Raw genomic sequence first — 22,638 nt, forward strand, 5'->3', positions numbered from 1 at the left:
GTCTTCAGCGGGTCAGACGGCCTTCTCGACCGTGTCGGCGTCCGCGGCCTTGTCCGCCTTGCCGACGTCCGCCTTGCCGACGTCCCCCTTGCCGACCTCGGCGGTCGTCACGGCCTTCGCCGCCCGCTCGGCCTTGCCGACCGCGGCCTCCGCCTTCTCGGCCTGCTCCGGCAGGGACGGCGGTACGTCCTCCACGCCCTCGCGCGTGGCCGAGACGACCTCGCCGATGGTCCGCTTCAGCGTCCCGGCCGCGATCTCCTCGGTGTAGTGGCAGGCCACCCGGTGGCCGCCGCCGACATCCCGCAGTTCCGGCCGCTCGGTCCCGCACCGCTCGGCCTGCGCCCACGGGCAGCGGGTGTGGAAGCGGCAGCCGCTCGGCGGGTTCGCCGGGGACGGCAGGTCACCGATGAGCAGGATGCGCTCACGCTGGTCCTCCACCTCCGGGTCGGGCACCGGGACGGCCGACATCAGGGCCTTGGTGTACGGGTGCTTCGGCTCGGCGTAGAGCGCGTCGCTCGGCGCCTCCTCGACCATCGAGCCCAGGTACATCACGCCGATCACGTCGGAGATGTGCCGGACCACGGCGAGGTCGTGGGCGATCACCAGGTAGGTCAGGCCGAGTTCCTCCTGGAGCTCCTCCAGCAGGTTGATGACCTGGGCCTGGACCGACACGTCGAGCGCGGAGACCGGCTCGTCGCAGATGATCACGTCGGGTTCGAGGACGAGCGCGCGGGCGATGCCGATGCGCTGGCGCTGACCGCCGGAGAACTCGTGCGGGTAGCGGGCGAGCGCGTTGGAGGGCAGACCGACCTTGTCCAGGATCGACTTGATCTTCTCCCGGCGCTCCTCCTGGTCCTTGCCGATGCCGTGGGCGACCATGCCCTCGGACAGGATCGACTCGATGTTCTGCCGGGGGTTGAGCGAGCCCAGCGGGTCCTGGAAGACCATCTGGAGCCGGCGCCGGAAGCGGCGCATCTCCTCGCTGGGGAGCTTCGCGAGGTCGGTGCCGTCGAGGACGACGGAGCCCTCGGTGATGTCCACCAGCCGCAGCACCGACCGCCCGAGGGTGGTCTTGCCACAGCCGGACTCGCCGACCAGGCCGTAGGTCTGGCCGGCCTCGACCTTCAGGGAGATCCCGTCCACGGCGTAGACGTGGCCGACCGTGCGGTCGAACAGGACACCCTTCTTGATGGGGAAATGGACCTTGACGCCGTCCAGTTCGAGCAGGCTCATGCGGGGACCTCCTCGGCCTTCGCGTCATCGAGTACGGGGTGGACGCACCGCACCTGATGGCCGGTCGCGCGCGGCTCGGTGAGCGGCGGGGTGCCGGTCAGGCAGCCCATCTCGTACCGGTCGCAGCGGGGCGCGAAGGCGCAGCCGTCGGCCCAGGCGATGCGGTCGTTGATGGAGCCGCGGATGGGCTTGAGCGCCTCGCCCCGGGGGGCGTCCAGACGCGGGATGGAACCCAGCAGTCCGTGCGCGTAGGGGTGGGTGGGGTGGGCGAACAGTTCGCGGCGCCCGGCGGACTCGACGACCTTGCCCGCGTAGAGCACGTTGACCTGGTCGCAGAGACCGGCGACCACACCGAGGTCGTGGGTGATCATCAGCAGGGCGGTGCCCTCCTGGTCCACGAGTTCCTTGAGCAGTTCCAGGATCTGCGCCTGGATCGTCACGTCGAGCGCCGTGGTGGGCTCGTCGGCGATGAGCATGCTCGGGGCGCAGGCGACGGCCATGGCGATCAGCGCGCGCTGGCGCATACCGCCGGACATCTGGTGCGGGTACTCCTTGAGCCGCCGGGTCGGGTCGGGAATGCCGACCCGGTCCAGCAGGTGCGCGGCCTCCTTGCGGGCGGCCTCGCCCTTCATCCCGCGGTGGCGCTCCAGGATCTCGGTGACCTGCACCCCGATCGGTACGACCGGGTTGAGGGAGGACAGCGGGTCCTGGAAGATCATGGCCATCTGGCTGCCGCGCAGATCACGGCGGGCGGACGGGTTCATCGTGAACAGGTCCGTGCCGTCGAAGGCGGCCCGGCCGCCGATCTTGACGCCCTTGTGGGGCAGCAGCCCCATCAGCGCGAGCGAGGTGACGGACTTTCCGCAGCCGGACTCGCCGACCAGGCCCACGACCTGGCCCTGGTCGACCTCGAAGGAGACGCCGTCGACCGCCCGGGACTCCTTGCGGCCGTGGCCGCCGAAGGTGACGGTCAGTTCGTCGACAGTGAGCAGAGACATGGTGGTTCAGCCCCTCAGCTTCGGGTCGAGGGCTTCCCGCATGGCCTCGCCGAGGAGGGTGAAGCCGAGGGCGGTGATGATGATGCCGACGGCGGGGTAGACCGCCATCATCGGCGCGTTGTCGAAGAAGCGCTGCGCCTGGGTGAGCATGACGCCCCACTCGGGGATGGCCGGGTCGGGGTTGCCGAGTCCCAGGTAGGACAGGGCTGCCGCCTCGATGATCGCGGTGGCCAGGGAGAGCGTGGCCTGCACGATCACCGGGCTGAGCGAGTTGGGGATGATCTGCGAGACCACGATGCGCCGCTTGCGCACACCGAGGGACCTGGCCGCGAGCACGTACTCCGAGCCGCCCTGCGCCAGCATGGAGCCGCGCAGCAGCCGGGCGAACACCGGAATCTGCACCACACCCACGGCGATCATCACGGTGGTCAGCGACTGCCCCATGACGGCGGCGATGGACACGGCCAGCAGCAGCGAGGGCATCGCCAGCATGATGTCGATGAACCGCATGATGACGGAGTCGATGCGCCGGCCGGTGTCCCCGCCGAGCGTGGCGAAGGCGCCGGCGAGGCCGCCGATCAGGAAGCCGATGGTCAGGCCGATCAGCGTGGCGACGACGCCGACCAGCAGCGTCTGGCGGGCGCCGACCAGGAAGCGGGAGAACATGTCACGGCCGAGGTGGTCGAGCCCGAACCAGTTCTCGCCGCGCATGCCGACGAACTCGCCCCGGTTGGCGAAGACCTCGCCGCGCCAGGTCTGCGCGGTCGGGGAGTGCGGGGCGATGTACGGGCCGACGACCGCGAGAAGGATGAACAGGGCGATGACGATCGCGCCGACGATCGCCATCTTGCTGCGCTTGAGGCGTCGGAACGCCTCCCGCCACAGGCTCGCTCCGGAACTGGTCTCCTTGGTCGCGGCCAGTTCGGCGAGGCGCTGGATCTTGTCGGTCTTGGTGGCGACGCTCATTTAGTGCACCCGCACTCTCGGGTCGATCAGGCTGTACGCCAGGTCCACCAGCAAGTTGATCAAGACGTAAACCAGCGCGATGAACATGATGAATCCGACGAGCACGGGGTAGTCACGGCCGTCGATCGCGGTCCGGATGAAGGAGCCGATGCCGCCGAAGGAGAACACGGACTCGGTCAGGACCGCGCCGGACAGCAGGGAGCCGGTGAGCAGGCCGATCGCGGTCACCACGGGGAGCATCGCGTTGCGCAGCACGTGCCTGCTCCGGATGACGCTGCGCTTGAGGCCCTTGGCCTCGGCGGTGCGGACGTAGTCCTCGTCCTGCACTTCGAGCACACTGGCGCGGGTCATGCGCACGATGACGGCGAGTGGGATGGAGGCCAGGGCGACGGCCGGCAGGACCAGGTGGTGGAGGGCGTTCAACGAGGCGTCGAGCTCCCCGGTGAGGATGCCGTCCAGGACGGCGAAGCCGGTCACGTCGGTGGCGTTGATACCGGTTTCCTGGCGTCCGTAGCTGGGGAAGAGCCCGAGCTCGACGGCGAAGATCTGCTTGAGGATCAGGGCCAGGAAGAAGACCGGGATACAGATGCCGATGAGCGAGCCGGAGACCGCGCTGACGTCGAGCCATCCGCCGCGGTTGCGGGCCGCGAAGTAGCCGAGGGGCACGCCCACGGCGACCGCGAGGAGGATCGCGAGCAGTGACAGCTCCACGGTCGCGGGGAAACGCAGGACGAACTCGTCCCACACCGGCTGTCCGGTCTGGGTGGAGGTCCCCAGGTCGAGTTCGACGATGCGCTTGAGGAAGCGCCAGTACTGAACGTAGACGGGCTGGTCCAGCCCGAGCGCACGGTTGATGCGCGCCACTTCGGCTTCGGTGGCCTTTTCCCCCAGGATCGCTGAGGCGGGTCCACCGGGCAGCCGGTCGAGCCACAGGAAGAGCAGAACCGACAGTCCGAGCAGCGTGGGTATGAGCTGGAGCAGTCTTCGTACGACGAGACGCAGCACCCCGCATGCCCCTTTCTTGCGTGAGGTCTTACATGAATGGACCCGCCCGTTGTGGAATTCCTGCCGATCAGGCGCTTACTTGAAGGACGTCTCGGCGAAGATCTCCTGCGTCAGCGCGGAGACGTTCGGCGGGTTGACGTTCTTGGCGAAGGCGATGGCCGGCGGGGACGACGAGATCGGGACACCCGGGAGGTAGTCCATGATGGCCACGTTGGCCTTCTCGTACGCGGCGGTGCGCTCCTCGGCCTTGCCCATCTTCGAGCCCGCGTTCACGGCGTCGAAGACCTTCTTGTCCTTGAAGCCCCACTGCTTGTCGAACCCGGCGAACCAGGTGCCGATGAAGTTGTAGCCGTCGTTGAAGTCACCGGTCCAGCCGAGCATGTGCAGGGCGCAGGAGCCCGACTCGGTGGCGTCCAGGTAGTCCGGGGCCCACTTCATGGCCTTCGGCGTGACGGTGATGCCGGCCTTCTCCAGGTCGGCCTTCATCAGCTCGAACAGGTCCTGCGGGGCAGGCATGTACGGGCGGGTGACCTCGGTCGGGTAGCAGAACTCGATCTTGAGGTTCTCCGCACCGGCCTTCTTCAGCAGCGCCTTGGAGGCGGCGGTGTCGAAGGGGTACTGCTTGACGTTCTTGGAGTAGCCCGCGACCGTGTCCGGCATGAACTGGTCGGCGACCTTGCCGCCCTCGGGCAGCTGGGTCTTGACCAGGTTCTCCTTGTCGATCGCCTGCGCGATCGCCTGGCGGACTTCCTTCTTCTTGAGGGCCGGGTTCGCCGACTGGCTCATACCGAGGTAGAAGAGGTTGAAGACGCCACGGGTCGGGACGACGTAACCCTCCTTCTCGAGGGTGGTGACGTCGGCCGGGGCGACGAGGTCGTAGCCGTCGATGTCACCGGCCTGGAGCGCCTGGCGGCGGCCCTCTTCGGTGTCGATGGTGCGGAAGACCAGGTTCTTGATCTTCGCCTTCTCGCCCCAGTAGTCGTCGAAGCGCTCAAGGGTGACTTCCTTGTTGCCCTTGTTCCACTTCGAGATCTTGTACGGGCCGGTGCCGGCGACCGTGCCGGCCTCCTGGCTGTACTTGGGGTACGTGATGGCGTCACCCTTGGCGGAGGCGTCCTGCTGCTTGTACGCCTCGAGCGCCTTCGGCGAGTGGATCGCGAGGGCGTTCAGGGAGAAGCCGCCGGGGAGGTTCGCGGAGGGCTGCTTGACCTCGATGACGGCGGTCTTGTCGTCCTTCGCGGTGCAGGACTTGTAGTTCGCCTCCGGCGTCTCCGGGTCCTCGTTCTTCGCGAAGCCGCCCATGATGGTCTGCCAGTAGTAGGAGACCGCGCTGGACTGGTAGGTGCCCGTCCAGTTGAACCAGTGGTCGTAGTTGGCGCACACGGCCGCGGCGTTGAACGCCTCGCCGTCGTGGAACTTCACGTTCTCGCGAAGGTTGAAGGTCCAGACGGTGCCCGCGTCGTTGCTCGACCAGGTCTCGGCGAGGCCGCCGACCAGGTCGGTGCCGCCGGACTCGTGCTCGAGCAGGGCCTCGAACGCCTGGCGCGTCACACGGAAGGTTTCACCGTCGCTCGCGAGGGCAGGGTCCAGAGAACCGGGGTCGCCGGCACCAGCGAAGACGAAGGTGTCCTTCGCGCCGCCGCTTTCGTTGTCAGCGTCCCGCTCGCTGGAGCAGCCCGTGGCGATCAGTCCGACCGCCACCGCGGCCGTGATCGCCCGAGCGACTCGGGACTTGGTTATGCGCATATTGGGGCCACTCCGGGTCCGCTATGTGGATGCATCTTGACCGGCCGAACACTACATACGTTCGCAGTCAGTCAGGAACAGTCCGGATACCGGTGATACCTACCTGAGATCTGAACACTTGACATATGGGATGACTCAGGCACCGCGTCGCCCAGATTTAACCCCCCGGACACGGTCGGCTACTCGCCCAGGACGTCCGAGTAGCCGTGCGATGCCGTGAAGAACAGGTGAAACCGCAGGTGACAGGGGGTCAAGGGTTGGTAGCGGAGCGCGTATGGCCGAAAACCTGACGTGAATTCATCCCCGGTCACGTCAAGGTCCGGATCGGGGCGGAACGTGCGTCCACCTGGTGGACGGGGTGACGCTGCGTCATCATGCGCCGGAACCCGACCGGTGGATCGGGCCGCTTCCCCGTGGATAGGGCCCGGTCAGAGCTGGTGCGCGGGCGGGTAGCCGTAGCCCGTGACGGGGGGCCGGCCGGCCCCGTGCGCCTCGCGGTCGTAGAAGGGGCGGGCGTTGGCGCGCAGCCACATCGCGACCGGGTCGTGCTCGTCGGACATCGCGACGGTCGATACGGGCAGTCCGTCCGGAACCGCGGGGAGGGACTGCTGCATCATCGCGCGCACCGCGTCCACGGCCGGAGGGGACGTGTCGTACACGTCCAGGCCGATGGCGAGGTACGGGGCGCCCAGCGCGGGCTGTACCCAGGCACGGCGCAGACCGCGGACGGCGGGGGTGCGGTGGGCGTTCTGCGCGAGGAGGGCGTAGAACTGAGGGATCTCGATGGCGGGTTCGGAGAGCCTCAGCGGACCGGCGGGCTGCCGGTCCAGGCCGCCGGCGATCCGGCGCAGGTCCAGCCAGGGGATGCCGACGCCACCGCCCGGGGCGTGCGGATTGAGCCAGAGTCCGTAGCGGTCGGGGTAGAGCGCGCGGGCCGCTTCGAGGCCGTCGACCACCTCGTACGATCTGTTCCAGCCGCTGGCCGAGAGTTCCTGCGCGGAGGTGACGCAGGGCGCGTAACCGAAGCCGTCCACCTCCATGTTCCCGTACTGGGCGTCGGGGGACCCGGCCTGGCCGTGCCAGAGCAGCATCCACACCTGGCCGGACGACGGGGTCGCCAGAGCGCGCAGCAACGCCTCGTAGGCGTCATAACGCCCGGGGGTCACCTGGCGCAGCATGTGCTCGACCTGCCCGGCCGCCGCGGTGCCAGCGCTCACTTTGTATCGCCCCTCCGTACAACGCCCTCGCCCGAGCCAATGAACCTAGCTTAAGCCTCCGGCGGTGGGGCGGGGTGGGGCGTGCGGCGGGGGCCCGGCGGGGCGTCGCCGTCGCTCGGAGCACGGGGGCGGGCGCTGCCGGGCGGGTGCGGGTGCGGTGTGGCCGACCGCGCCGTTCCCCACGCCCCCGAGGGGGATGCCCGCGCCCACGCGGCGGGGGCGCACGCCGGTACGGCCCCGCGGGGGTGACGGACGCTACGGGTGGCGTTGATAGAAGGGGCGGACCTGGGAGCGCATCCAGTCGGCCACCGGGTCCTGGGCCATGTCGAGGAGGATCAGGTTGACCGGCCAGCGGGCCGGGGCGCGGCCCAGGGCGCGGCCGAGGGCGTCCAGGGGGAGGGCGCGGGCGTCGGCCTCCCCGTGGGGGGAGAGTTCCACGCCGACGAAGAGGACCGGGTCCTGCGTCTCGATCGCGGCGAGGCAGCGGCGGGCGGTGGTGACCACACCGAGGGCCTCGAACTCCTCCGAGGCCGCGGCGAGGAAGTCCACCGGGTCGTCCTGCCAGTCGGGCTCGAAGAGCCGGACCCGGCCACCGCTCGCCGCACCGGCCGGCGGGCCGCCGCCGGACCGGCACAGTTCGGCCACCGCGGCCGGCGGCAGCGGGGCGGAGACCACGCCGCCGGGGTTCACCGCGATACCGGCCTGCGGCGGCAGACCACGGGCGAACTCCACCGCGGGCGCGACGGTGTACGACATGTGCGAGCCGACGACCTGCCGGAACTGTTCCTCGGAGCTGAAGACGGGAACGTAGGCCTGGCCGTCGAGCTCCATGGTGGGCAGGTCCAGCGGGCCGCTGTGCGGGCCGCCCCCGTTCGGCAGCGGGATCCAGAGGAAGCTGCGGCGCAGCACCTCGACGACCCTGGCGCCCGCCGAGGGGACGCCGAGGGAGGCGGAGAGCACCTCCTCCAGTTCGTTGCCGGGCCACCCGCCGTGCGCGTGGGGGTACGTCTGGGCCGGGAAGTCCGCCGGGAAGTCCATCGTTCGCCTACCGCCTGCCTGGAACCACTGCTGTGGCCGGAAAGGTTATCGGGTCAGCCCGCGAAGCCGATCCTGCGCAGTGTGTCCGCCGCGTCCCGGTCGATCAGCACCGCCGAACCGCAGCCCGCGGGAAGCCGTCCGCGCTCGACCGCGCGCAACAGCCGGTCGCTCGCCGCGCGGTGGCGCGCGAAGGCGTAGCGGGAGACGCCCCGGCCGCGTTCGCGCTGCCCGGCCAGCGCCTGCCGGGCGGTGACGTCGAGCAGCAGCAGATGCAGACTCGCCCCCCGGCGGCGGGCCTCGCGGGCGAGCCAGCGCCGCACCCAGGCCTGCGTCCCGCAGTCGTGGACGACGACCGCCCCGCCGGCGCGCAGTTCACGGCGCAGACGCGCGTAGTGGGCGAGACGGACCAGGGGGCGGTAGACGGCGTAGGGGAGGAAGCGGGGCACCCGGTGGTCCCAGCGGTCGCGGGTGTCCTGGGAGTCGACGCGGGTACCGCGCACCGCGCGCCGCATCAGGGTGGACTTCCCGCTGCCCGGCAGCCCGGTGACCACGACGAGGTCGCGGGGTCCGAAGAGCAGCGCGCGCGGGCTGCGGCCGCCCCGCTCGCGCAGATCGCGGACGAGGGGCGCGGGCGGCGCGCCGCGGGCCCCGCGGACCCGGCCGGCCGGCTGCGGGGGCAGCGTGACGCCCGTGGTGGTGGCACACGCCGTGGTCCTGTTCACCGTGATGGTCCTCCCCTGGGACCGGCATGAGCCCAGGTCCCCGCTGAGTGTAAAGAGAAGGTAATGCCGAGGTCTTCCGTTTCTGTGCCTTTCCTGAAACAGGCCTGTCACAGCTCACTGTGACCGCGCCCGTACAACCTGTGCACTCCACAAGAGGGTCCCCCTGCCGCGCCCTCACGATGCGTGCAATGATGAGCGCGCCAACTGCATACCGGCCGTTTGAATCCGCGCGGGAGAGTCCCCGGCATCGTGTGACGCCAGGGCGCCGAAGGAGCAAGTCCCTCCCTTGAATCTCTCAGGCCCCGTTACCGCGCGGGCGAGGCACATCTGAAAAGCGGGCCGCTGCAGCCGTGCTCCAGTGGCTCCACCCAAGGTGCAAACCATGATCTTCCCCTGCGCGGGCGGTCATGGCGAACCTCTCAGGTTCCGATGACAGATGGGGAGGAACGCCCTCGCCTTCCCTCACGCCCGAACGAACTCGCGCGGGAGGGGCCCCCATCGCCTTGGGAGACCGACCGATGAGCAGTACCGAACCCCGCCGGACCGCGCTCGATGCCCTGCATCGCTCGCTCGGCGCGACGATGACCGACTTCGCCGGCTGGGACATGCCCCTGCGCTACGGCTCCGAGCGCGACGAGCACAACGCCGTGCGCACGCGGGCCGGCCTCTTCGACCTCTCGCACATGGGCGAGATCGCGGTCACCGGCCCCCGGGCCGCCGCCCTCCTCGATCACGCCCTCGTCGGCAACATCGGCGGTCTCAGGACCGGCCGCGCCCGCTACACGATGATCTGCCGCGAGGACGGCGGCATCCTGGACGACCTGATCGTCTACCGGCTCGGTCAGTCGGAGTACCTGGTGGTCGCCAACGCCTCCAACGCCCGGACGGTGCTCGACGCCCTCGTCGAGCGCTCGGCCGGGTTCGACGCCGAGGTGCGGGACGACCGCGACGCGTACGCGCTGCTCGCGGTGCAGGGCCCCGCGTCCCAGGAGATCCTCGCCTCCCTCACCGACGCCGACCTGGACGGCCTGAAGTACTACGCCGGCCTGCCGGGCACGGTCGCCGGTGTTCCCGCGCTGATCGCCCGCACCGGCTACACCGGCGAGGACGGCTTCGAGCTGTTCGTGAAGCCGGAGCACGCGGTGGAGCTCTGGCAGGCGCTGACCAAGGCCGGCGAGGGCGCGGGCCTGGTGCCGTGCGGGCTGTCCTGCCGGGACACGCTCCGCCTGGAGGCGGGCATGCCGCTGTACGGGAACGAGCTGAGCGCCTCCCTGACGCCCTTCGACGCCGGTTTCGGCCGGGTGGTGAAGTTCGAGAAGGAGGGCGACTTCGTGGGCCGCGCGGCGCTGGCCGAGGCCGCCGAGCGCGCCGCCGCCGAGCCGCCCCGCGTCCTGGTCGGCCTGGTCGCCGAGGGCCGCCGGGTCCCGCGCGCCGGGTACGCGGTCGTGGCGGGCGGCGAGGTGATCGGCGAGGTCACCTCCGGTGCCCCCTCCCCCACGCTGGGCAAGCCGATCGCGATGGCCTACGTCGACCCGGCGCACGCGGCGCCCGGCACGCAGGGTGTCGGCGTGGACATCCGCGGCACCCACGAGCCGTACGAGGTCGTGGCGCTGCCGTTCTACAAGCGGCAGAAGTGACACCGTCGTAGACGGCTTCCGCTTCCGCGCGTGAGGCGGACGCGTCGTGCCCGCGCACGGGCGCCGTACCCGGTCCCCTCCTCCATTCCCGTCATCCACCCAGTCATCCCCGTCCCCGTACAGGAGAATTCAGGCCATGAGCAACCCCACCCAGCTGCGGTACAGCAAGGAGCACGAGTGGCTGACGGCCGCCGAGAACGGCGTGTCGACGGTCGGTATCACGGAGCACGCGGCCAACGCGCTCGGTGACGTGGTGTTCGTCCAGCTCCCCGAGGTCGGTGACACCGTGACCGCGGGCGAGACCTGCGGCGAGCTGGAGTCGACCAAGTCGGTCAGCGACCTGTACTCCCCGGTCAGCGGGGAGATCACCGAGGTCAACGAGGACGTGGTGAACGACCCGTCGCTGGTGAACTCCGCCCCCTTCGAGGGCGGCTGGCTGTTCAAGGTGCGCGTCACCGACGAGCCGGCCGACCTGCTGACCGCCGCCGAGTACGACGCCGAGACCGCGGGCTGAGGGAGTCGTAGCCGTATGTCGCTTCTGAACACGTCCCTGCACGAGTTCGACCCGGCGGTGGCCGCCGCGGTCGACGCCGAGCTGCACCGCCAGCAGTCCACCCTCGAGATGATCGCCTCGGAGAACTTCGCCCCGGTCGCGGTCATGGAGGCCCAGGGCTCGGTCCTCACCAACAAGTACGCCGAGGGCTACCCCGGCCGCCGCTACTACGGCGGCTGCGAACACGTCGACGTGATCGAGCAGATCGCGATCGACCGGGTCAAGGAGCTCTTCGGCGCCGAGCACGCCAACGTGCAGCCGCACTCGGGCGCGCAGGCCAACGCGGCCGCGATGTTCGCGCTGCTCAAGCCCGGTGACACGATCATGGGCCTGAACCTCGCGCACGGCGGGCACCTGACCCACGGCATGAAGATCAACTTCTCCGGCAAACTCTACAACGTGGTGGCCTACCACGTCGGCGACGACGGCCAGGTCGACATGGCCGAGGTCGAGCGGCTCGCCAAGGAGAACAAGCCGAAGCTGATCGTGGCCGGCTGGTCGGCGTACCCGCGTCAGCTGGACTTCGCCGCGTTCCGCCGGGTCGCGGACGAGGTCGGCGCGTATCTCATGGTCGACATGGCGCACTTCGCCGGTCTGGTGGCCGCGGGCCTGCACCCGAACCCGGTCCCGCACGCCCATGTCGTGACGACCACCACGCACAAGACCCTCGGCGGTCCGCGCGGCGGCGTGATCCTCTCCACGGCCGAACTGGCCAAGAAGATCAACTCCGCGGTCTTCCCCGGCCAGCAGGGCGGTCCGCTGGAGCACGTGGTCGCCGCCAAGGCGGTCGCCTTCAAGGCCTGTGCCACCGAGGAGTTCAAGGAGCGCCAGCGGCGCACCCTGGAGGGCGCCCGCATCCTGGCCGAGCGTCTGGTACAGGACGACGTCAGGACCGTGGGCGTGGACGTGCTGACCGGCGGCACGGACGTGCACCTGGTCCTGGTCGACCTGCGGAACTCGGAACTGGACGGACAGGAGGCCGAGGACCGGCTGCACGAGGTCGGCATCACCGTCAACCGCAACGCGATCCCGAACGACCCCCGCCCGCCGATGGTCACCTCGGGACTGCGCATCGGCACGCCGGCGCTGGCCACCCGCGGTTTCACGACCGAGGACTTCGCCGAGGTCGCGGACGTGATCGCCGAGACGCTGAAGCCGTCCTACGACGTCGACGCGCTCCGGGCCCGGGTGACGGCCCTCGCCGGGAAGCACCCGCTGTACCCCGGTCTGACGTAATTTCGTACGCTTCTCTTGGTACGGACATCCGGGGCATCGCGCACACTGGGTCAGTGGGCGCGGTGCCCCGCACCATGAACCGCATGAACGTTTCCGCTCACTTCTGAACCACCCTTCCGGTGGACAGCGCCGTCCGCCGAACCCTTAGGAGTCCCCCCGTGGCCATCTCGGTCTTCGATCTGTTCTCGATCGGCATCGGCCCCTCCAGCTCGCACACGGTCGGCCCGATGCGGGCGGCCCGGTTGTTCGCCCTGCGGCTGCGCAACGAGGACCTGCTCGACTCCGTCGCCTCGGTGCGGGCGGAGCTGTACGGCTCCCTGGGCGCCACCGGCCACGGCCACGGCACGCCCAAGGCGGTGCTGCTGGGCCTGGAGGGCGACGCGCCGCGCACGGTGGACGTGGAGTCGGCCGACGAGCGGGTGGAGAAGATCAGGGACGGCGGCCGGCTCCGTCTGCTCGGCGACCACGAGATCGCGTTCACCTACGACGACGACATGGTGCTGCACCGCCGCAAGGCACTGCCCTACCACGCCAACGGCATGACGCTGTGGGCCTACGACGCGACGGGCGCGGAGGTGCTCTCGAAGACGTACTACTCGGTCGGCGGCGGGTTCGTCGTGGACGAGGAGGCGGTGGGCGCGGACCGGATCAAGCTCGACGACACGGTGCTGAAGTACCCCTTCCGCACGGGCGACGAGCTGCTGCGCCTCGCCGGGGAGACCGGCCTGTCCATCTCCGCCCTGATGCTGGAGAACGAGCGCGCCTGGCGGACCGAGGAGGAGATCCGCGAGGGCCTGCTGGAGATCTGGCGCGTGATGCGGGCCTGCGTGGACCGGGGCATGTCCCGCGAGGGCATCCTGCCGGGCCGCCTGAAGGTACGCCGCCGCGCCGCGAACACCGCGCGCAAGCTGCGCTCCGAGGGCGACCCGCAAGCCCTGGCCATGGAGTGGATCACCCTCTACGCGATGGCCGTGAACGAGGAGAACGCGGCCGGCGGCCGGGTCGTCACGGCCCCGACGAACGGCGCGGCCGGCATCATCCCGGCCGTCCTGCACTACTACATGAACTTCGTCCCCGGCGCCGACGAGGAGGGCGTGGTCCGCTTCCTGCTCGCCGCGGGCGCCATCGGCATGCTCTTCAAGGAGAACGCCTCCATCTCCGGCGCCGAGGTCGGCTGCCAGGGCGAGGTCGGCTCCGCCTGCTCGATGGCGGCGGGCGCGCTGGCGGAGGTGCTGGGCGGCAGCCCGGAGCAGGTGGAGAACGCCGCCGAGATCGGCATGGAACACAACCTCGGGCTGACCTGCGACCCGGTCGGCGGCCTCGTCCAGATCCCCTGCATCGAGCGCAACGGCATGGCCGCGGTGAAGGCGGTCACGGCGGCCCGGATGGCGATGCGCGGCGACGGCTCCCACAAGGTGTCCCTGGACAAGGTCATCAAGACGATGAAGGAGACCGGCGCCGACATGTCGGTCAAGTACAAGGAGACGGCGCGGGGCGGGCTCGCGGTGAACATCATCGAGTGCTGAGGTACGGCCCTCCGGCCGGGTGTGCCTCCGGTCGGTGACCGGACGGCGAGCCGCCGCGACCGCGGCGACACCGCGGCCACGACGGCACGGTGTTCCCACGACGTCACCCGGCAGGGTCCGGTCGGGATGCGGCACTTCGTGGCCGGCCTCCCGCAACGCCCCTTCACACGCCGGTGTCGCCGCTCTGAGGCGGGCACGCATGGCGTCGGCCCCGGTCCCCGCCTTCGCGGCCGTGCCTTGCCGAAGGCGCCCTCGTGTTCCCTCGGCTCCTCGCGGATGCCGTCCGCTGCGGGCGGCAGGTGCCGTGGCATCGGGCACAGCCCCACCGCACCCGCTGTCGCCGGCTCGCCCGCGGTCATGGCGCCTGCGGTGTCCGGCTGCGGCATCCCTGTCCTCGGCCGGCGGGAAGGGACGTCGAACCGGCCGGTGGATCACCGTCCGCCGTGTCGTCGTGCCAGAGGAGACGGCGCGCGGTCGTCGCGTCGGTGACGAGCGAGGTGAGCAGCCCGGACCGCAGCGCGGCGCGGACCGCCTCGGTGCTCCGCGCACCGTCCGAGACGCCTATCAGCTCGGGTATGCCACGGAGCTGGGCCGCGGCGGCACAGATCATGCGATCGTCCAGCCCGGTGGAGATCACCTGGCCGTCCGCGTCGAGGATCCGGCCGGCCAGGTCCGCGCACGCGCCCGACACCCGGCAGGTATCCCGTTCCGGGTCCGACAGGGCGCCGTACATCGCCGACGACCCGGCGTCCCACGCGCTGACGCCCACGACGGCCTTGGTGACCCGCTCGAACCGGCTCACCGCCTCGGCGGTCCCCGGCCGGCCGCGCCACACGGTGGCCGTCGTGGCGTCCGGCAGGATGAACGGGGCGTGGAGGGGAAAGGCGGTACCCGCCCCGGCCGCGGCGACGCGACGGACGGCGGCGGTCACGGGAGCGTGGGTGAGGTCCGGCCCGTGCACGCCGGTCAGCTGGACCACCTCGCAGGGCGGCAGCCGGGTCACCGCCTCGCTGAGGGCGACCGCCGCGGGGCTGCCGTCCAGTCCGAGGACGTCGCCCTCCCGCGCGATCGCCGCGATCAGCTGCGCCGCCGCCGTGCCCAGCCAGTGGCCGATGTGCTGCCGGTCGGCCGGGCACGCCGGGCCGTTCCCGCTCCGGGGCAGCTGGACGACGACGGCGTGCCGGAGGGCGAACCGCTCGGTCAGCGACCGTCCGAGCCCGGCGTCGATCTCGGCCGGGACGGTGATGTCGATCCGTACGATGCCGTGGGCCACGGCCGCGGCGAGGAGGCGGGCCACCTTGAAGCGGCTGATGCCGAATTCCCGGGCGATCTGCACCCTGGACCGGTTCTCGAGGTGGAAGCGCCGGGCGACGGACGCGGCGAGCAGCGTGTCGACCGGCGCGGGGGGCGCCGCCGGCCCGCCGGGCTGGTGCACGCCGGTGTGCTGCGGCCGCGTCATCCGGCCCGGCCGTCACCGGGCGGGACGCCGTCGCGGCCCCGGCGGGCTCTGTCCGCTCCGTCGCACTCCGGGGCTCCGCGCATGCGGAGCTGGTCCGCCCGGAAGGCGAACCGTCCGGTGCGGGCGCCCGGCACACCGCCAGTCGTCACCACGTCGCTCCATTCGTCAGGGCCGCGGATGCGCCCGTAACTTCTGCGTACTTGTGGGATGTTCCGCACCCCACCCGAGAGGGTGCGCGCCCAGTGCAACGGGTGGGGACGCCCAGACGGTTCACGTGTTCGCCTTCGGGTGACCGACGACTCCCGCCGTGGCGCGCGTCCGCCCGGCCAAGGTGAGGTTTCCGCATATCGGGCGAGTGGCCCGTGTCCGCAGGGGGAATGAACCAGACGACTCCCCTCCCCCCACCAGCACTTCAGGGAGCCCCATGCTGCGCGGCATCGACGTGAGTTCGTACCAGTCGTCCTCGTACGACACCGACGGCCTGTCGTTCGTCTTCATCAAGGCGACGGAGGGCCGTACGTACACCAACCCCAAGCTGTCGGCCCAGACGAAGAGGGCACGCGACGCCGGTCTGGTCGTCGGTTTCTACCATTTCCTCTGGCCGGGCAACCTCACCGCCCAGGCGGAGTACTTCGTGAGCAAGGCCCCGGAGAAGCGGGGCGACATCCTCGCGGTCGACTGGGAGACCACGGGCGAGGGCACCCGTGCGGGCAACTCCGAGAAGGACCGCTTCATCCGCAAGGTGAAGGAGCTGCGCCCCCACAACAGAGTCATCCTGTACTGCAACCGGAATTTCTGGCTCACCGTCGACACGTCGTCCTACGCCGGTGACGGCCTCTGGATCGCCGACTACGTCACCGCGGGCAAGCCCCGCGTCAAGGCCCGGTGGCGCTTCCACCAGTACACCGACGACCCGCTGGACAAGAACGTCGCGGACTTCTCCAGCAGGTCGGCGCTCCAGGAGTGGGCCGGGGGCGCCTAGCTAGCCCCGAAAATCGGGCGTGCGTGCCGGGGACGCGTCCGCGAGGGCCCGGGTCACGGCCTCGGAGTCCCCGCGCATGCCGTAGACCGGGGTGCCGGGCTGCTGGCGCCAGGAGTCGTCGATGCCGCCCGCGTCCACGGTGTCGAAGCCGAGCTCGTCGATCAGGGACCGGGTCTTCCGCTTGGCCGCCTCGTCGTCACCGGCGACGGGGAGGGCCATCCGGCCGGGGGCGCCGGCGGGGCGGTGGCGGTCCAGGATGTCCTGGGCGTAGGTGCCGTTGAAGGCCTTGATCACGGCGTGGCCGATGCGGCGTTCCGTCCAGCGGCTCTCGGTGAGGTTCTCGTCCTCGATGCCGGCGATCCGCCCGTCGCGCTGCCGAGGGTAGTAGTTGCCGGTGTCGATGACGGCCACGCCCTCCGCGGCCTCGTCGAAGAGGCCCGGGGGGAGGTCCGGTACGGCCTTGAGGGGGACCGCGACGACGACGACCTCCGCGCCGCGCGCCGCTTCCTCGGCCCGCACCGGGGTCGCGCCCGTCTCCTCGGCCAGTTCCCTGAGCGTGTGCGGGCCACGGGAATTGGCGACGGCGACGTCATGGCCGAGGGCCGTGAGCCGCCGCGTGAGGTTGCCGCCGATGTTGCCCGCCCCGATGATGCCGATCCTCATGTTCCGCTCGCCTCGCCCTTCCGGGGGTCGATGTCCGCTTCGGTTCCCTTCGGGAACCCGCATGACCGGCACCAACCTCCCGGACGGGTCGACTATTCCGGACCTACTTGTCCAAGTGGGCCCAGAACTCGTCGAACGACAGGAGCTTGTCGCCGTTCAGGTCGCGGGACCTGATCAGGGCCTCCGCGACCGCCTCGGTGACGTTCCAGTCCCCGCCCTGGGCCAGAGCGGTCTTGAACTCGGCAGCGGTGATGAATCCGTCCCCGTCCGTATCGATCCGCTCGAACTGCTTGCGCGCTTCCTCGATGTCCGCCACCGGTCCACCCCTCATCTCGTACTTTTCGTCTTGCTGACGCGGACAAGATTATCGGGCCACCCGTGACTCCAGTGCGGCGACCACCCATCCGAACTCCTTCTCGTAGGAGGACGGGGGTTCCAGGCCGTTCACGATCGCGGACAGCTCGCGGTAGCGGGCCAGGCGTACGTTCGTCGCGGAGGCGAGCCTCTCCAGTACGGGGGCCGGGTCGGCGTCGCCGATCAGTTCGCGGAGTACGGGGGCGGCGCGCGGCGTCTTCCCGGCGGCGGACGGGGGGACGACCGTGGTGGGCCGGCCGTCGGGCCGGGACGCGGGGGTGCCGGCGTTCACCGCGCACTCCGTCGTCTTCACCGACGAGGATCCCGCGTGGGTACGGAAAACGCTGGCCGCGGCCGACTGCGACGCCCTCGCCGCCCCCATGAACGTCCGGTTCCTGGCCGCCTTCATGGAGCGTACGGGGCGGCGGACGGACACGATCGATGTGATGACGGTGGCCGAGCCGCTGCCGGGCGGCCCACCGCCCGCCCTGGAGGAGATCGGCGACCCCGGCCATCCCCGGGTGGTGAGTGCCCGCGGGCGGCGCGACGACGTACGGGTGTGGACGGCGGACGGGGGCCTGCTGGTCCTGGGGCGCGGCATCGCGGGCCGGCTGGAGATCGCGGTGGAGGTGCCGGAGGAGGCCCGGCACCGGGGCCTGGGACGGCGGCCGGCGCCGGCGGCGCGACGGCTGGCCGGGGGCGAGCCGGTGTGGGCGCAGATCTCCCCGGGGAACGCTCGCAGTCTGCGGTCGTTCCAGGCGGCGGGGTACCGGCCGGTCGGCTCGGAGGCGCTGTTCCTTCCGGGGCCCTGAGCAGCCGGGGGTGCAGCACCCGGGGAGGGCAGCTCTCAGCGGTCCGTGACACGCATCTCGAACCAGGTGGTCTTGCCGCGGGGCAGCAGGTCGACACCCCAGCGGTCGGCGAGTCTGTCGACGAGGAAGAGACCCCTGCCGCTGATGTCCAGGTCCTGTACGGGCATGAGACAGGGCAGGCCGCGGGAGGGGTCGCGGACCTCGATACGGATCCAGCCGCGCCGGTGACGCATGCGGAGGCCGAAGATCCGGGCTCCGGTATGACGTACGGCGTTGCCGACCAGTTCGGAGACGAGCAGCACGGCGTCCTCGGTGGTCTTGCCGCTGAGGCCCCAGTGGCGCAGGATCACGACCTGGACGAGCCGGCGGGCGGTGGCGGCGGACTCCGGGCGGGAGGGTAACGGAACCTCCGCCTCCGAGGGGTCGCCGAACAGCTCCAGCGCCTTCGCGGCGTGTTCGTCCTCGACCGTCGGCGACCAGCGCGACACGGTCGCACGTCCGTCTCCCCGCGGCTGTTCCCTGCCATCCAGCCCCGCCATGGCCCCATCATGGCCGCCCCCGGACCCCTCCGGGGCCGTTCCGGGGGAATACGCCCCCCGAGCGCTCCCGCCGGGCATCGGGCCTCCGGCATGTGCGGCCGTCACTTCGGAGTCACCGAAAGACCGCCCTGCCTGCGGAAACGGCTCACTCTCAGGCAATCGACGGGCTCCCTCGACACGACCGGCTTAAGGGTGCACCAGGCTCCCATAATCCGCCCCATCGAGGGACCCGGATCAGACATCGCGTCAATTGCAAGCCCCCGGAGGGGTTCTTCAGCGGGCCGTCACCCGAACTTCGCCTTGCCGGGGCCCTCCTCCACGAAGCTGCGCATCCCGCGCTCACGGTCCTCCGTGGCGAACAGGCCCGCGAACCAGTTGCGTTCGACAGCGAGGCCGGTCTCGATGTCGGTCTCCAGGCCGGTGTCGACCGACTCCTTGGCCGCGCGCAGCGCCATCGCCGGCCCCTGGGCCAGCTTCGCCGCCCACGCGTGTGCCTGCGCGTACACCTCCCCGGCGGGGACCACCCGGTCCACCAGGCCGAGCGCCAGCGCCTCGTCGGCCCGCACCTGACGGCCGGTGAAGATGAGGTCCTTGGCCCTGGACGGACCGATCAGCCGGGACAGCCGCTGGGTGCCGCCCGCGCCGGGGATCAGACCGAGCAGGATCTCGGGCTGGCCCAGCTTGGCGTTCTCCCCGGCGATGCGGTAGTCGGCGCAGAGGGCGAGCTCGCAGCCGCCGCCGAGCGCGTACCCGGTGACGGCCGCCACCACCGGCTTGGGGATGCGGGCGACGGCGGTGAAGGATTCCTGCAGGGCCCGGGACCGCACGACCATCGCCGCGTGGTCCATGGCCTGCATCTCCTTGATGTCCGCGCCCGCCGCGAACACCTTCTCGCCGCCGTAGACGACCACGGCGCGCACGTCGTCGCGCCGCGTGGCCTCCTCGGCGAGCTCCTTCAGCCGGTCCTGCGTGGCGACGTCCAGCGCGTTCATGGGCGGCCGGTCCAGCCGCAGGGTGCCGACGCCTTCGGCGACTTCGAGATGTACGGTCATGCCCCGCAGGTTAGCGGGCGTTCACACGCGGGGACACCACGGGCCGCCGGGCCGGCCGACGGGCCGAGCGGGTCGCGTGCCCCTCGCGGAGGGGGCGGGTACGTGCGCGGCCCCGAGAGGGCCCCGGAGAAGTCCGACGGCGTGCGCGCGCCCCTCTCCCCGGCCGGCCCGCGAAACGGGCCGCACCCCTGCTTCGGGGTGCGGCCCGTCCGGTACACGGCCCTGTCCCCCGTGCCCCTCGCGGGGCACGGGGTACGCATGCCTAGGCCTTCCACTTCTCCCAGGACATGTTCCAGCCGTTGAGGCCGTTGTCCGGGGCGACGGTGGCGTCGTTGGAGTTCTTCACGACCACGACGTCGCCGAGCAAGGTGTTCTCGAAGAACCAGGCGCCCGGCGCCTTCTTGTCCCAGCCGCCGCGCACGTCACGCAGGCCTATGCAGCCGTGGCTGGCGTTCCAGTTGCCGAAGGCGTCGCCGCCCCAGTAGTTGCCGTGCAGGAAGGTGCCGGAGGTGGTCAGGCGGATGGCGTGCGGCACGTCCTTGATGTCGTATTCGCCGCCGTAGCCGACCGTCTCGCCGTTCATCCGGGTGACCTTGAGCCGCTCGCTGACGACCATCTGGCCGTTCCAGGTCTCCATGCCGGGCGCGCCGGTGGTGACGGGGATGGTCTTGATGACCTTGCCGTCCCTCCTGACCTTCATCGTGAGCTTCTTGGCGTCGACGACGGAGACCTGCTCGCGGCCGATGGTGAAGGAGACCTTCTTCTTCTGCTCGCCGTAGACACCCTCGCGGCCCTCGACGCCGTCGAGGTTGAGGTCGACGGTGACCTTGGTGCCGGGCTTCCAGTACTTCTCCGGACGGAAGTCGAGCCGGTCGTTGCCGAACCAGTGGCCCTCGACCTCGACGGCCGGCTCGGTGGTGATGCGGACCGCCTTCTCGACGTCCTCGGGGTGGGTGATGCCCCGGGAGAAGCGGAGCGAGAACGGCATGCCCACGCCGACCTTGGTGCCGTCCTCGGGGGTGAAGTGACCCACGAAGGTGTTCTCGGGCGTCAGCGTGGTGAAGCTGGAGTCCTCGGCCGCGGTGCGGCCCTCGGAGTCCTTGGCTACCGCGTGCACCGTGTACTCGGTGGAGGCGGCCAGATGGATGGACGGCGTCCAGGAGGCGCCGTCGCCGGATATCTCGCCCTCGACCGTGTCGCCGTCCGTGTCCTTGACGACGACCTCGGTCAGCTTGCCCTTTCCGGCGGTCACCTTCAGCGCGCCGGTGGTCCTGACCGCCTTCGCGCCGTCCTCGGGCGCGATGCTCACCACGGCCTCGGACTGCTTGCTCTGCGCCGCCGTGGAGTCCTTGCCCTTGCCCTTGCCCTCACTCGAAGCGGTACCCGCGTCCGGCCCTCCGCCGCCGCAGGCGGTGACCGCCAGCATCAGTCCGAGTGCCAGCGCCGCCAGCTTCCTGCCGCCGCGCCCCCGCGCACCGGCCGCCGCCCCCGATATCGGCCCCACGTTCACTTGTTTCTCCCCTCGGCGGGCTGGACCCGCCGCACCCGCGCCCCCGCGCGCCCCACGCGCGCTCGGCGCATAGTAACCACAGGCCAGGGAGGTATCGGGCAGCGGTTTTGTCACCGTTCCGTTCCAACTTCAACGGTCTGCCCGAGGGTTCGGATCAGGGTCGCTTCACCGCACCGCCCTTCTTCCACTCCTTCCAGTTCATGTTCCAGCCGCCGAGGCCGTTGTCGGGGGCGACCTTCTTGTCCTTGCTGTTCACCACCTCGACAACGTCGCCGACGAGACTGCGGTCGAAGAACCAGGCCGCCGGGGTGTCCGCGCCCCCGCCCTTCACATCGCGCAGGCCGACACAGCCGTGGCTGACGTTGGAGCTGCCGAAGACGCCGGAGCCGGCCCAGTAGTTGCCGTGCAGGAACGTGCCGGAGCTCGTCAGGCGGATGGCGTGCGGGACGTCGGGGATGTCGTACTCGCCGCCGAAGCCGACGGTGCGGCTGTTCATGCGGGTGACCTCGAGCATCTCGGTGATCACCATCTTGCCGTTGTACGTGGGCGTCTTCCGCGCCCCCGCCGTGACCGGCACGGTGGCCAGCAGTTCCCCGTCCCTGCGCACCCGCATGGTGTGCGCGGCGGCGTCGACCACCGACACCTGGCTGCGGCCGACGGTGAAGGTGAAGGTGCGCCGCTGGAGGCCGTACACACCGGGCGCTCCCTCGATGTCGCGCAGGTTCAGGTCGACGGTGACCTCGGTGCCGGGTTTCCAGTACTCCTCGGGGCGGAAGTCCAGGCGGTCGTCGCCGAACCAGTGCGGGCGGATCTCGGCGGCCGGGCGGGCGGTGACCCGGACGGCCCGTTCGACGGCCGCGCGGCGGGTGATCCTCCGGTTGAACTCGAGAGAGACGATCATGCCGGTGCCGACGGTGGAGCGGTCCTCCGGGGCGACGTGACCGATGAAGCGTTCCTCCGGGACATACGTCGAGAACGTGGTGTGCCGGGCCGAGCGGCGGCCCTGGCCGTCCACGGCCACCGCGTCGACGGTGTACTTCGCCGCCAGCGCCAGCCGTTCGTCGTCGGGTCTCCAGGTCAGGCCGTCGGCCGCGACCCGGCCGGGCACCGGCGACTCCCGCGCGTCCTGTGACGCGACGACCTCCACCGACTCCAGCCGCCCCTCCGGCACCCGCACCCGCAGTGCCGAGTCGGGGCGCACCCCCTTGCTGCCGTCGCCGGGCGTCACGCGGATGACGTCCTTCACGGCCGGGGGCCCGAACGCCCCGCCGACGGTGCCGTCCGCCGCGCAGCCGGCGGCTCCGGCCAACAGTCCTGCCCATGTCACTACGGCGGCCAGCGCGGCCCTCGCGCGCCGAGCGCGCCCGGTTACGTACCTCACGCGGTACCC

General features: G+C 70.9%; 22 protein-coding genes, 1 pseudogene and 1 riboswitch. Of the genes and pseudogenes, 6 read left to right on the top strand and 17 right to left on the bottom strand.

Annotation, left to right across the window (positions count from 1 at the left end):
* Positions 1–12: 12 nt before the first annotated feature.
* The 8 genes from HTV45_RS22285 to HTV45_RS22320 form a co-directional block, all read right to left on the bottom strand.
* Positions 13–1,233: an ABC transporter ATP-binding protein gene (locus HTV45_RS22285; protein ID WP_215207609.1), complete on the bottom strand. Its 1,221-nt coding sequence runs from the start codon at positions 1,231–1,233 to the stop codon at positions 13–15.
* On the bottom strand, positions 1,230–2,231 hold the full coding sequence (locus tag HTV45_RS22290; RefSeq protein WP_215207610.1) for an ABC transporter ATP-binding protein: 1,002 nt from the start codon (positions 2,229–2,231) through the stop codon (positions 1,230–1,232). The genes HTV45_RS22285 and HTV45_RS22290 overlap by 4 nt, the downstream gene beginning before the upstream one ends.
* Positions 2,232–2,237: 6 nt before the next feature.
* Positions 2,238–3,197, bottom strand: coding sequence for an ABC transporter permease (locus HTV45_RS22295; RefSeq protein ID WP_215207611.1), 960 nt, complete (start codon positions 3,195–3,197; stop codon positions 2,238–2,240).
* Positions 3,198–4,202 carry an ABC transporter permease gene (locus tag HTV45_RS22300; protein WP_215207612.1) on the bottom strand — a complete coding sequence of 335 codons (1,005 nt, stop codon included), beginning with the start codon at positions 4,200–4,202 and terminating at the stop codon, positions 3,198–3,200.
* A 75-nt stretch (positions 4,203–4,277) separates the two neighbouring features.
* The gene (locus HTV45_RS22305) at positions 4,278–5,948 is read right to left on the bottom strand and encodes an ABC transporter substrate-binding protein (protein WP_215207613.1); all 1,671 of its coding nucleotides are present in this window, start codon (positions 5,946–5,948) and stop codon (positions 4,278–4,280) included.
* Positions 5,949–6,376: 428 nt separating this feature from the next.
* Positions 6,377–7,126, bottom strand: a complete 750-nt coding sequence (locus HTV45_RS22310; RefSeq protein WP_215207648.1) for an enhanced serine sensitivity protein SseB C-terminal domain-containing protein — start codon at positions 7,124–7,126, stop codon at positions 6,377–6,379.
* Positions 7,127–7,420: 294 nt separating this feature from the next.
* On the bottom strand, positions 7,421–8,203 hold the full coding sequence (locus tag HTV45_RS22315) for an enhanced serine sensitivity protein SseB (protein ID WP_215207614.1): 783 nt from the start codon (positions 8,201–8,203) through the stop codon (positions 7,421–7,423).
* Between the two features lie 53 nt (positions 8,204–8,256).
* Positions 8,257–8,925, bottom strand: coding sequence for an AAA family ATPase (locus HTV45_RS22320; protein WP_215207615.1), 669 nt, complete (start codon positions 8,923–8,925; stop codon positions 8,257–8,259).
* 220 nt (positions 8,926–9,145) lie between these two features.
* Positions 9,146–9,246: riboswitch (glycine riboswitch) on the top strand.
* 197 nt (positions 9,247–9,443) lie between these two features.
* Here HTV45_RS22320 and gcvT point away from each other — a divergent pair.
* The 4 genes from gcvT (at position 9,444) to HTV45_RS22340 (ending at position 13,877) form a co-directional block, all read left to right on the top strand.
* Positions 9,444–10,562 (top strand): glycine cleavage system aminomethyltransferase GcvT, encoded by a 1,119-nt coding sequence (gcvT, locus tag HTV45_RS22325; protein ID WP_215207616.1) that lies wholly within the window; start codon positions 9,444–9,446, stop codon positions 10,560–10,562.
* Between the two features lie 136 nt (positions 10,563–10,698).
* The gene (gene gcvH / locus HTV45_RS22330; protein WP_215207617.1) at positions 10,699–11,076 is read left to right on the top strand and encodes a glycine cleavage system protein GcvH; all 378 of its coding nucleotides are present in this window, start codon (positions 10,699–10,701) and stop codon (positions 11,074–11,076) included.
* A gap of 15 nt (positions 11,077–11,091) precedes the next feature.
* Positions 11,092–12,351 carry a serine hydroxymethyltransferase gene (glyA, locus tag HTV45_RS22335; protein ID WP_215207618.1) on the top strand — a complete coding sequence of 420 codons (1,260 nt, stop codon included), beginning with the start codon at positions 11,092–11,094 and terminating at the stop codon, positions 12,349–12,351.
* 158 nt (positions 12,352–12,509) lie between these two features.
* Positions 12,510–13,877: an L-serine ammonia-lyase gene (locus HTV45_RS22340; protein ID WP_215207619.1), complete on the top strand. Its 1,368-nt coding sequence runs from the start codon at positions 12,510–12,512 to the stop codon at positions 13,875–13,877.
* A 355-nt stretch (positions 13,878–14,232) separates the two neighbouring features.
* Here the strand turns inward: HTV45_RS22340 and HTV45_RS22345 are convergent, their stop codons facing one another.
* Positions 14,233–15,336, bottom strand: a complete 1,104-nt coding sequence (locus HTV45_RS22345) for a sugar-binding transcriptional regulator (protein WP_215207620.1) — start codon at positions 15,334–15,336, stop codon at positions 14,233–14,235.
* Positions 15,333–15,485, bottom strand: a complete 153-nt coding sequence (locus HTV45_RS22350; RefSeq protein WP_215207621.1) for a hypothetical protein — start codon at positions 15,483–15,485, stop codon at positions 15,333–15,335. The genes HTV45_RS22345 and HTV45_RS22350 overlap by 4 nt, the downstream gene beginning before the upstream one ends.
* Before the next feature lie 275 nt (positions 15,486–15,760).
* Between HTV45_RS22350 and HTV45_RS22355 the strand changes: the two genes are divergently transcribed.
* The gene (locus HTV45_RS22355; RefSeq protein ID WP_215207622.1) at positions 15,761–16,318 is read left to right on the top strand and encodes a glycoside hydrolase family 25 protein; all 558 of its coding nucleotides are present in this window, start codon (positions 15,761–15,763) and stop codon (positions 16,316–16,318) included.
* Here the strand turns inward: HTV45_RS22355 and HTV45_RS22360 are convergent, their stop codons facing one another.
* The 3 genes and pseudogenes from HTV45_RS22360 to HTV45_RS22370 form a co-directional block, all read right to left on the bottom strand.
* Positions 16,319–17,044, bottom strand: coding sequence for an NADPH-dependent F420 reductase (locus tag HTV45_RS22360; protein WP_215207623.1), 726 nt, complete (start codon positions 17,042–17,044; stop codon positions 16,319–16,321).
* A 40-nt stretch (positions 17,045–17,084) separates the two neighbouring features.
* Positions 17,085–17,297, bottom strand: coding sequence for an EF-hand domain-containing protein (locus tag HTV45_RS22365; protein WP_215207624.1), 213 nt, complete (start codon positions 17,295–17,297; stop codon positions 17,085–17,087).
* Between the two features lie 48 nt (positions 17,298–17,345).
* Positions 17,346–17,549 (bottom strand): annotated as a pseudogene (locus HTV45_RS22370) (MerR family transcriptional regulator); the annotation flags it as partial.
* Between HTV45_RS22370 and HTV45_RS22375 the strand changes: the two are divergent.
* Positions 17,518–18,147 (top strand): GNAT family N-acetyltransferase, encoded by a 630-nt coding sequence (locus HTV45_RS22375; protein WP_215207649.1) that lies wholly within the window; start codon positions 17,518–17,520, stop codon positions 18,145–18,147. The pseudogene HTV45_RS22370 and the gene HTV45_RS22375 overlap by 32 nt on opposite strands.
* Before the next feature lie 35 nt (positions 18,148–18,182).
* On the opposite strand, the gene HTV45_RS22380 is transcribed toward HTV45_RS22375, so the two are convergent.
* From HTV45_RS22380 to HTV45_RS22395, 4 genes are all read right to left on the bottom strand, one after another.
* Entirely contained in the window at positions 18,183–18,686 is a 504-nt protein-coding gene (locus HTV45_RS22380) for an ATP-binding protein (protein ID WP_251692555.1), read from the bottom strand.
* 284 nt (positions 18,687–18,970) lie between these two features.
* Positions 18,971–19,738: an enoyl-CoA hydratase/isomerase family protein gene (locus HTV45_RS22385; protein ID WP_215207626.1), complete on the bottom strand. Its 768-nt coding sequence runs from the start codon at positions 19,736–19,738 to the stop codon at positions 18,971–18,973.
* A gap of 262 nt (positions 19,739–20,000) precedes the next feature.
* Complete coding sequence (locus tag HTV45_RS22390; RefSeq protein WP_215207627.1) at positions 20,001–21,248, bottom strand: Ig-like domain-containing protein; 1,248 nt, start codon at positions 21,246–21,248, stop codon at positions 20,001–20,003.
* A 154-nt stretch (positions 21,249–21,402) separates the two neighbouring features.
* Positions 21,403–22,629 (bottom strand): Ig-like domain-containing protein, encoded by a 1,227-nt coding sequence (locus tag HTV45_RS22395; RefSeq protein ID WP_215207628.1) that lies wholly within the window; start codon positions 22,627–22,629, stop codon positions 21,403–21,405.
* Positions 22,630–22,638: the final 9 nt, after the last annotated feature.

This window comes from Streptomyces sp. CHD11 (assembly GCF_018638295.1).
Taxonomy (GTDB): Bacteria; Actinomycetota; Actinomycetes; order Streptomycetales; family Streptomycetaceae; genus Streptomyces.

Coding starts and splice junctions, on each gene's coding strand:
- gcvH (WP_215207617.1), top strand. CDS start 10,699: ATGAGCAACCCCACCCAGCTGCGGTACAGCAAGGAGCACGAGTGGCTG.
- HTV45_RS22315 (WP_215207614.1), bottom strand. CDS start 8,203: ATGGACTTCCCGGCGGACTTCCCGGCCCAGACGTACCCCCACGCGCAC.
- HTV45_RS22345 (WP_215207620.1), bottom strand. CDS start 15,336: ATGACGCGGCCGCAGCACACCGGCGTGCACCAGCCCGGCGGGCCGGCG.
- HTV45_RS22290 (WP_215207610.1), bottom strand. CDS start 2,231: ATGTCTCTGCTCACTGTCGACGAACTGACCGTCACCTTCGGCGGCCAC.
- HTV45_RS22310 (WP_215207648.1), bottom strand. CDS start 7,126: ATGCTGCGCCAGGTGACCCCCGGGCGTTATGACGCCTACGAGGCGTTG.
- HTV45_RS22385 (WP_215207626.1), bottom strand. CDS start 19,738: ATGACCGTACATCTCGAAGTCGCCGAAGGCGTCGGCACCCTGCGGCTG.
- glyA (WP_215207618.1), top strand. CDS start 11,092: ATGTCGCTTCTGAACACGTCCCTGCACGAGTTCGACCCGGCGGTGGCC.
- HTV45_RS22295 (WP_215207611.1), bottom strand. CDS start 3,197: ATGAGCGTCGCCACCAAGACCGACAAGATCCAGCGCCTCGCCGAACTG.
- HTV45_RS22285 (WP_215207609.1), bottom strand. CDS start 1,233: ATGAGCCTGCTCGAACTGGACGGCGTCAAGGTCCATTTCCCCATCAAG.
- HTV45_RS22355 (WP_215207622.1), top strand. CDS start 15,761: ATGCTGCGCGGCATCGACGTGAGTTCGTACCAGTCGTCCTCGTACGAC.
- HTV45_RS22305 (WP_215207613.1), bottom strand. CDS start 5,948: ATGCGCATAACCAAGTCCCGAGTCGCTCGGGCGATCACGGCCGCGGTG.
- HTV45_RS22380 (WP_251692555.1), bottom strand. CDS start 18,686: ATGGCGGGGCTGGATGGCAGGGAACAGCCGCGGGGAGACGGACGTGCG.
- HTV45_RS22360 (WP_215207623.1), bottom strand. CDS start 17,044: ATGCGGGTTCCCGAAGGGAACCGAAGCGGACATCGACCCCCGGAAGGG.
- gcvT (WP_215207616.1), top strand. CDS start 9,444: ATGAGCAGTACCGAACCCCGCCGGACCGCGCTCGATGCCCTGCATCGC.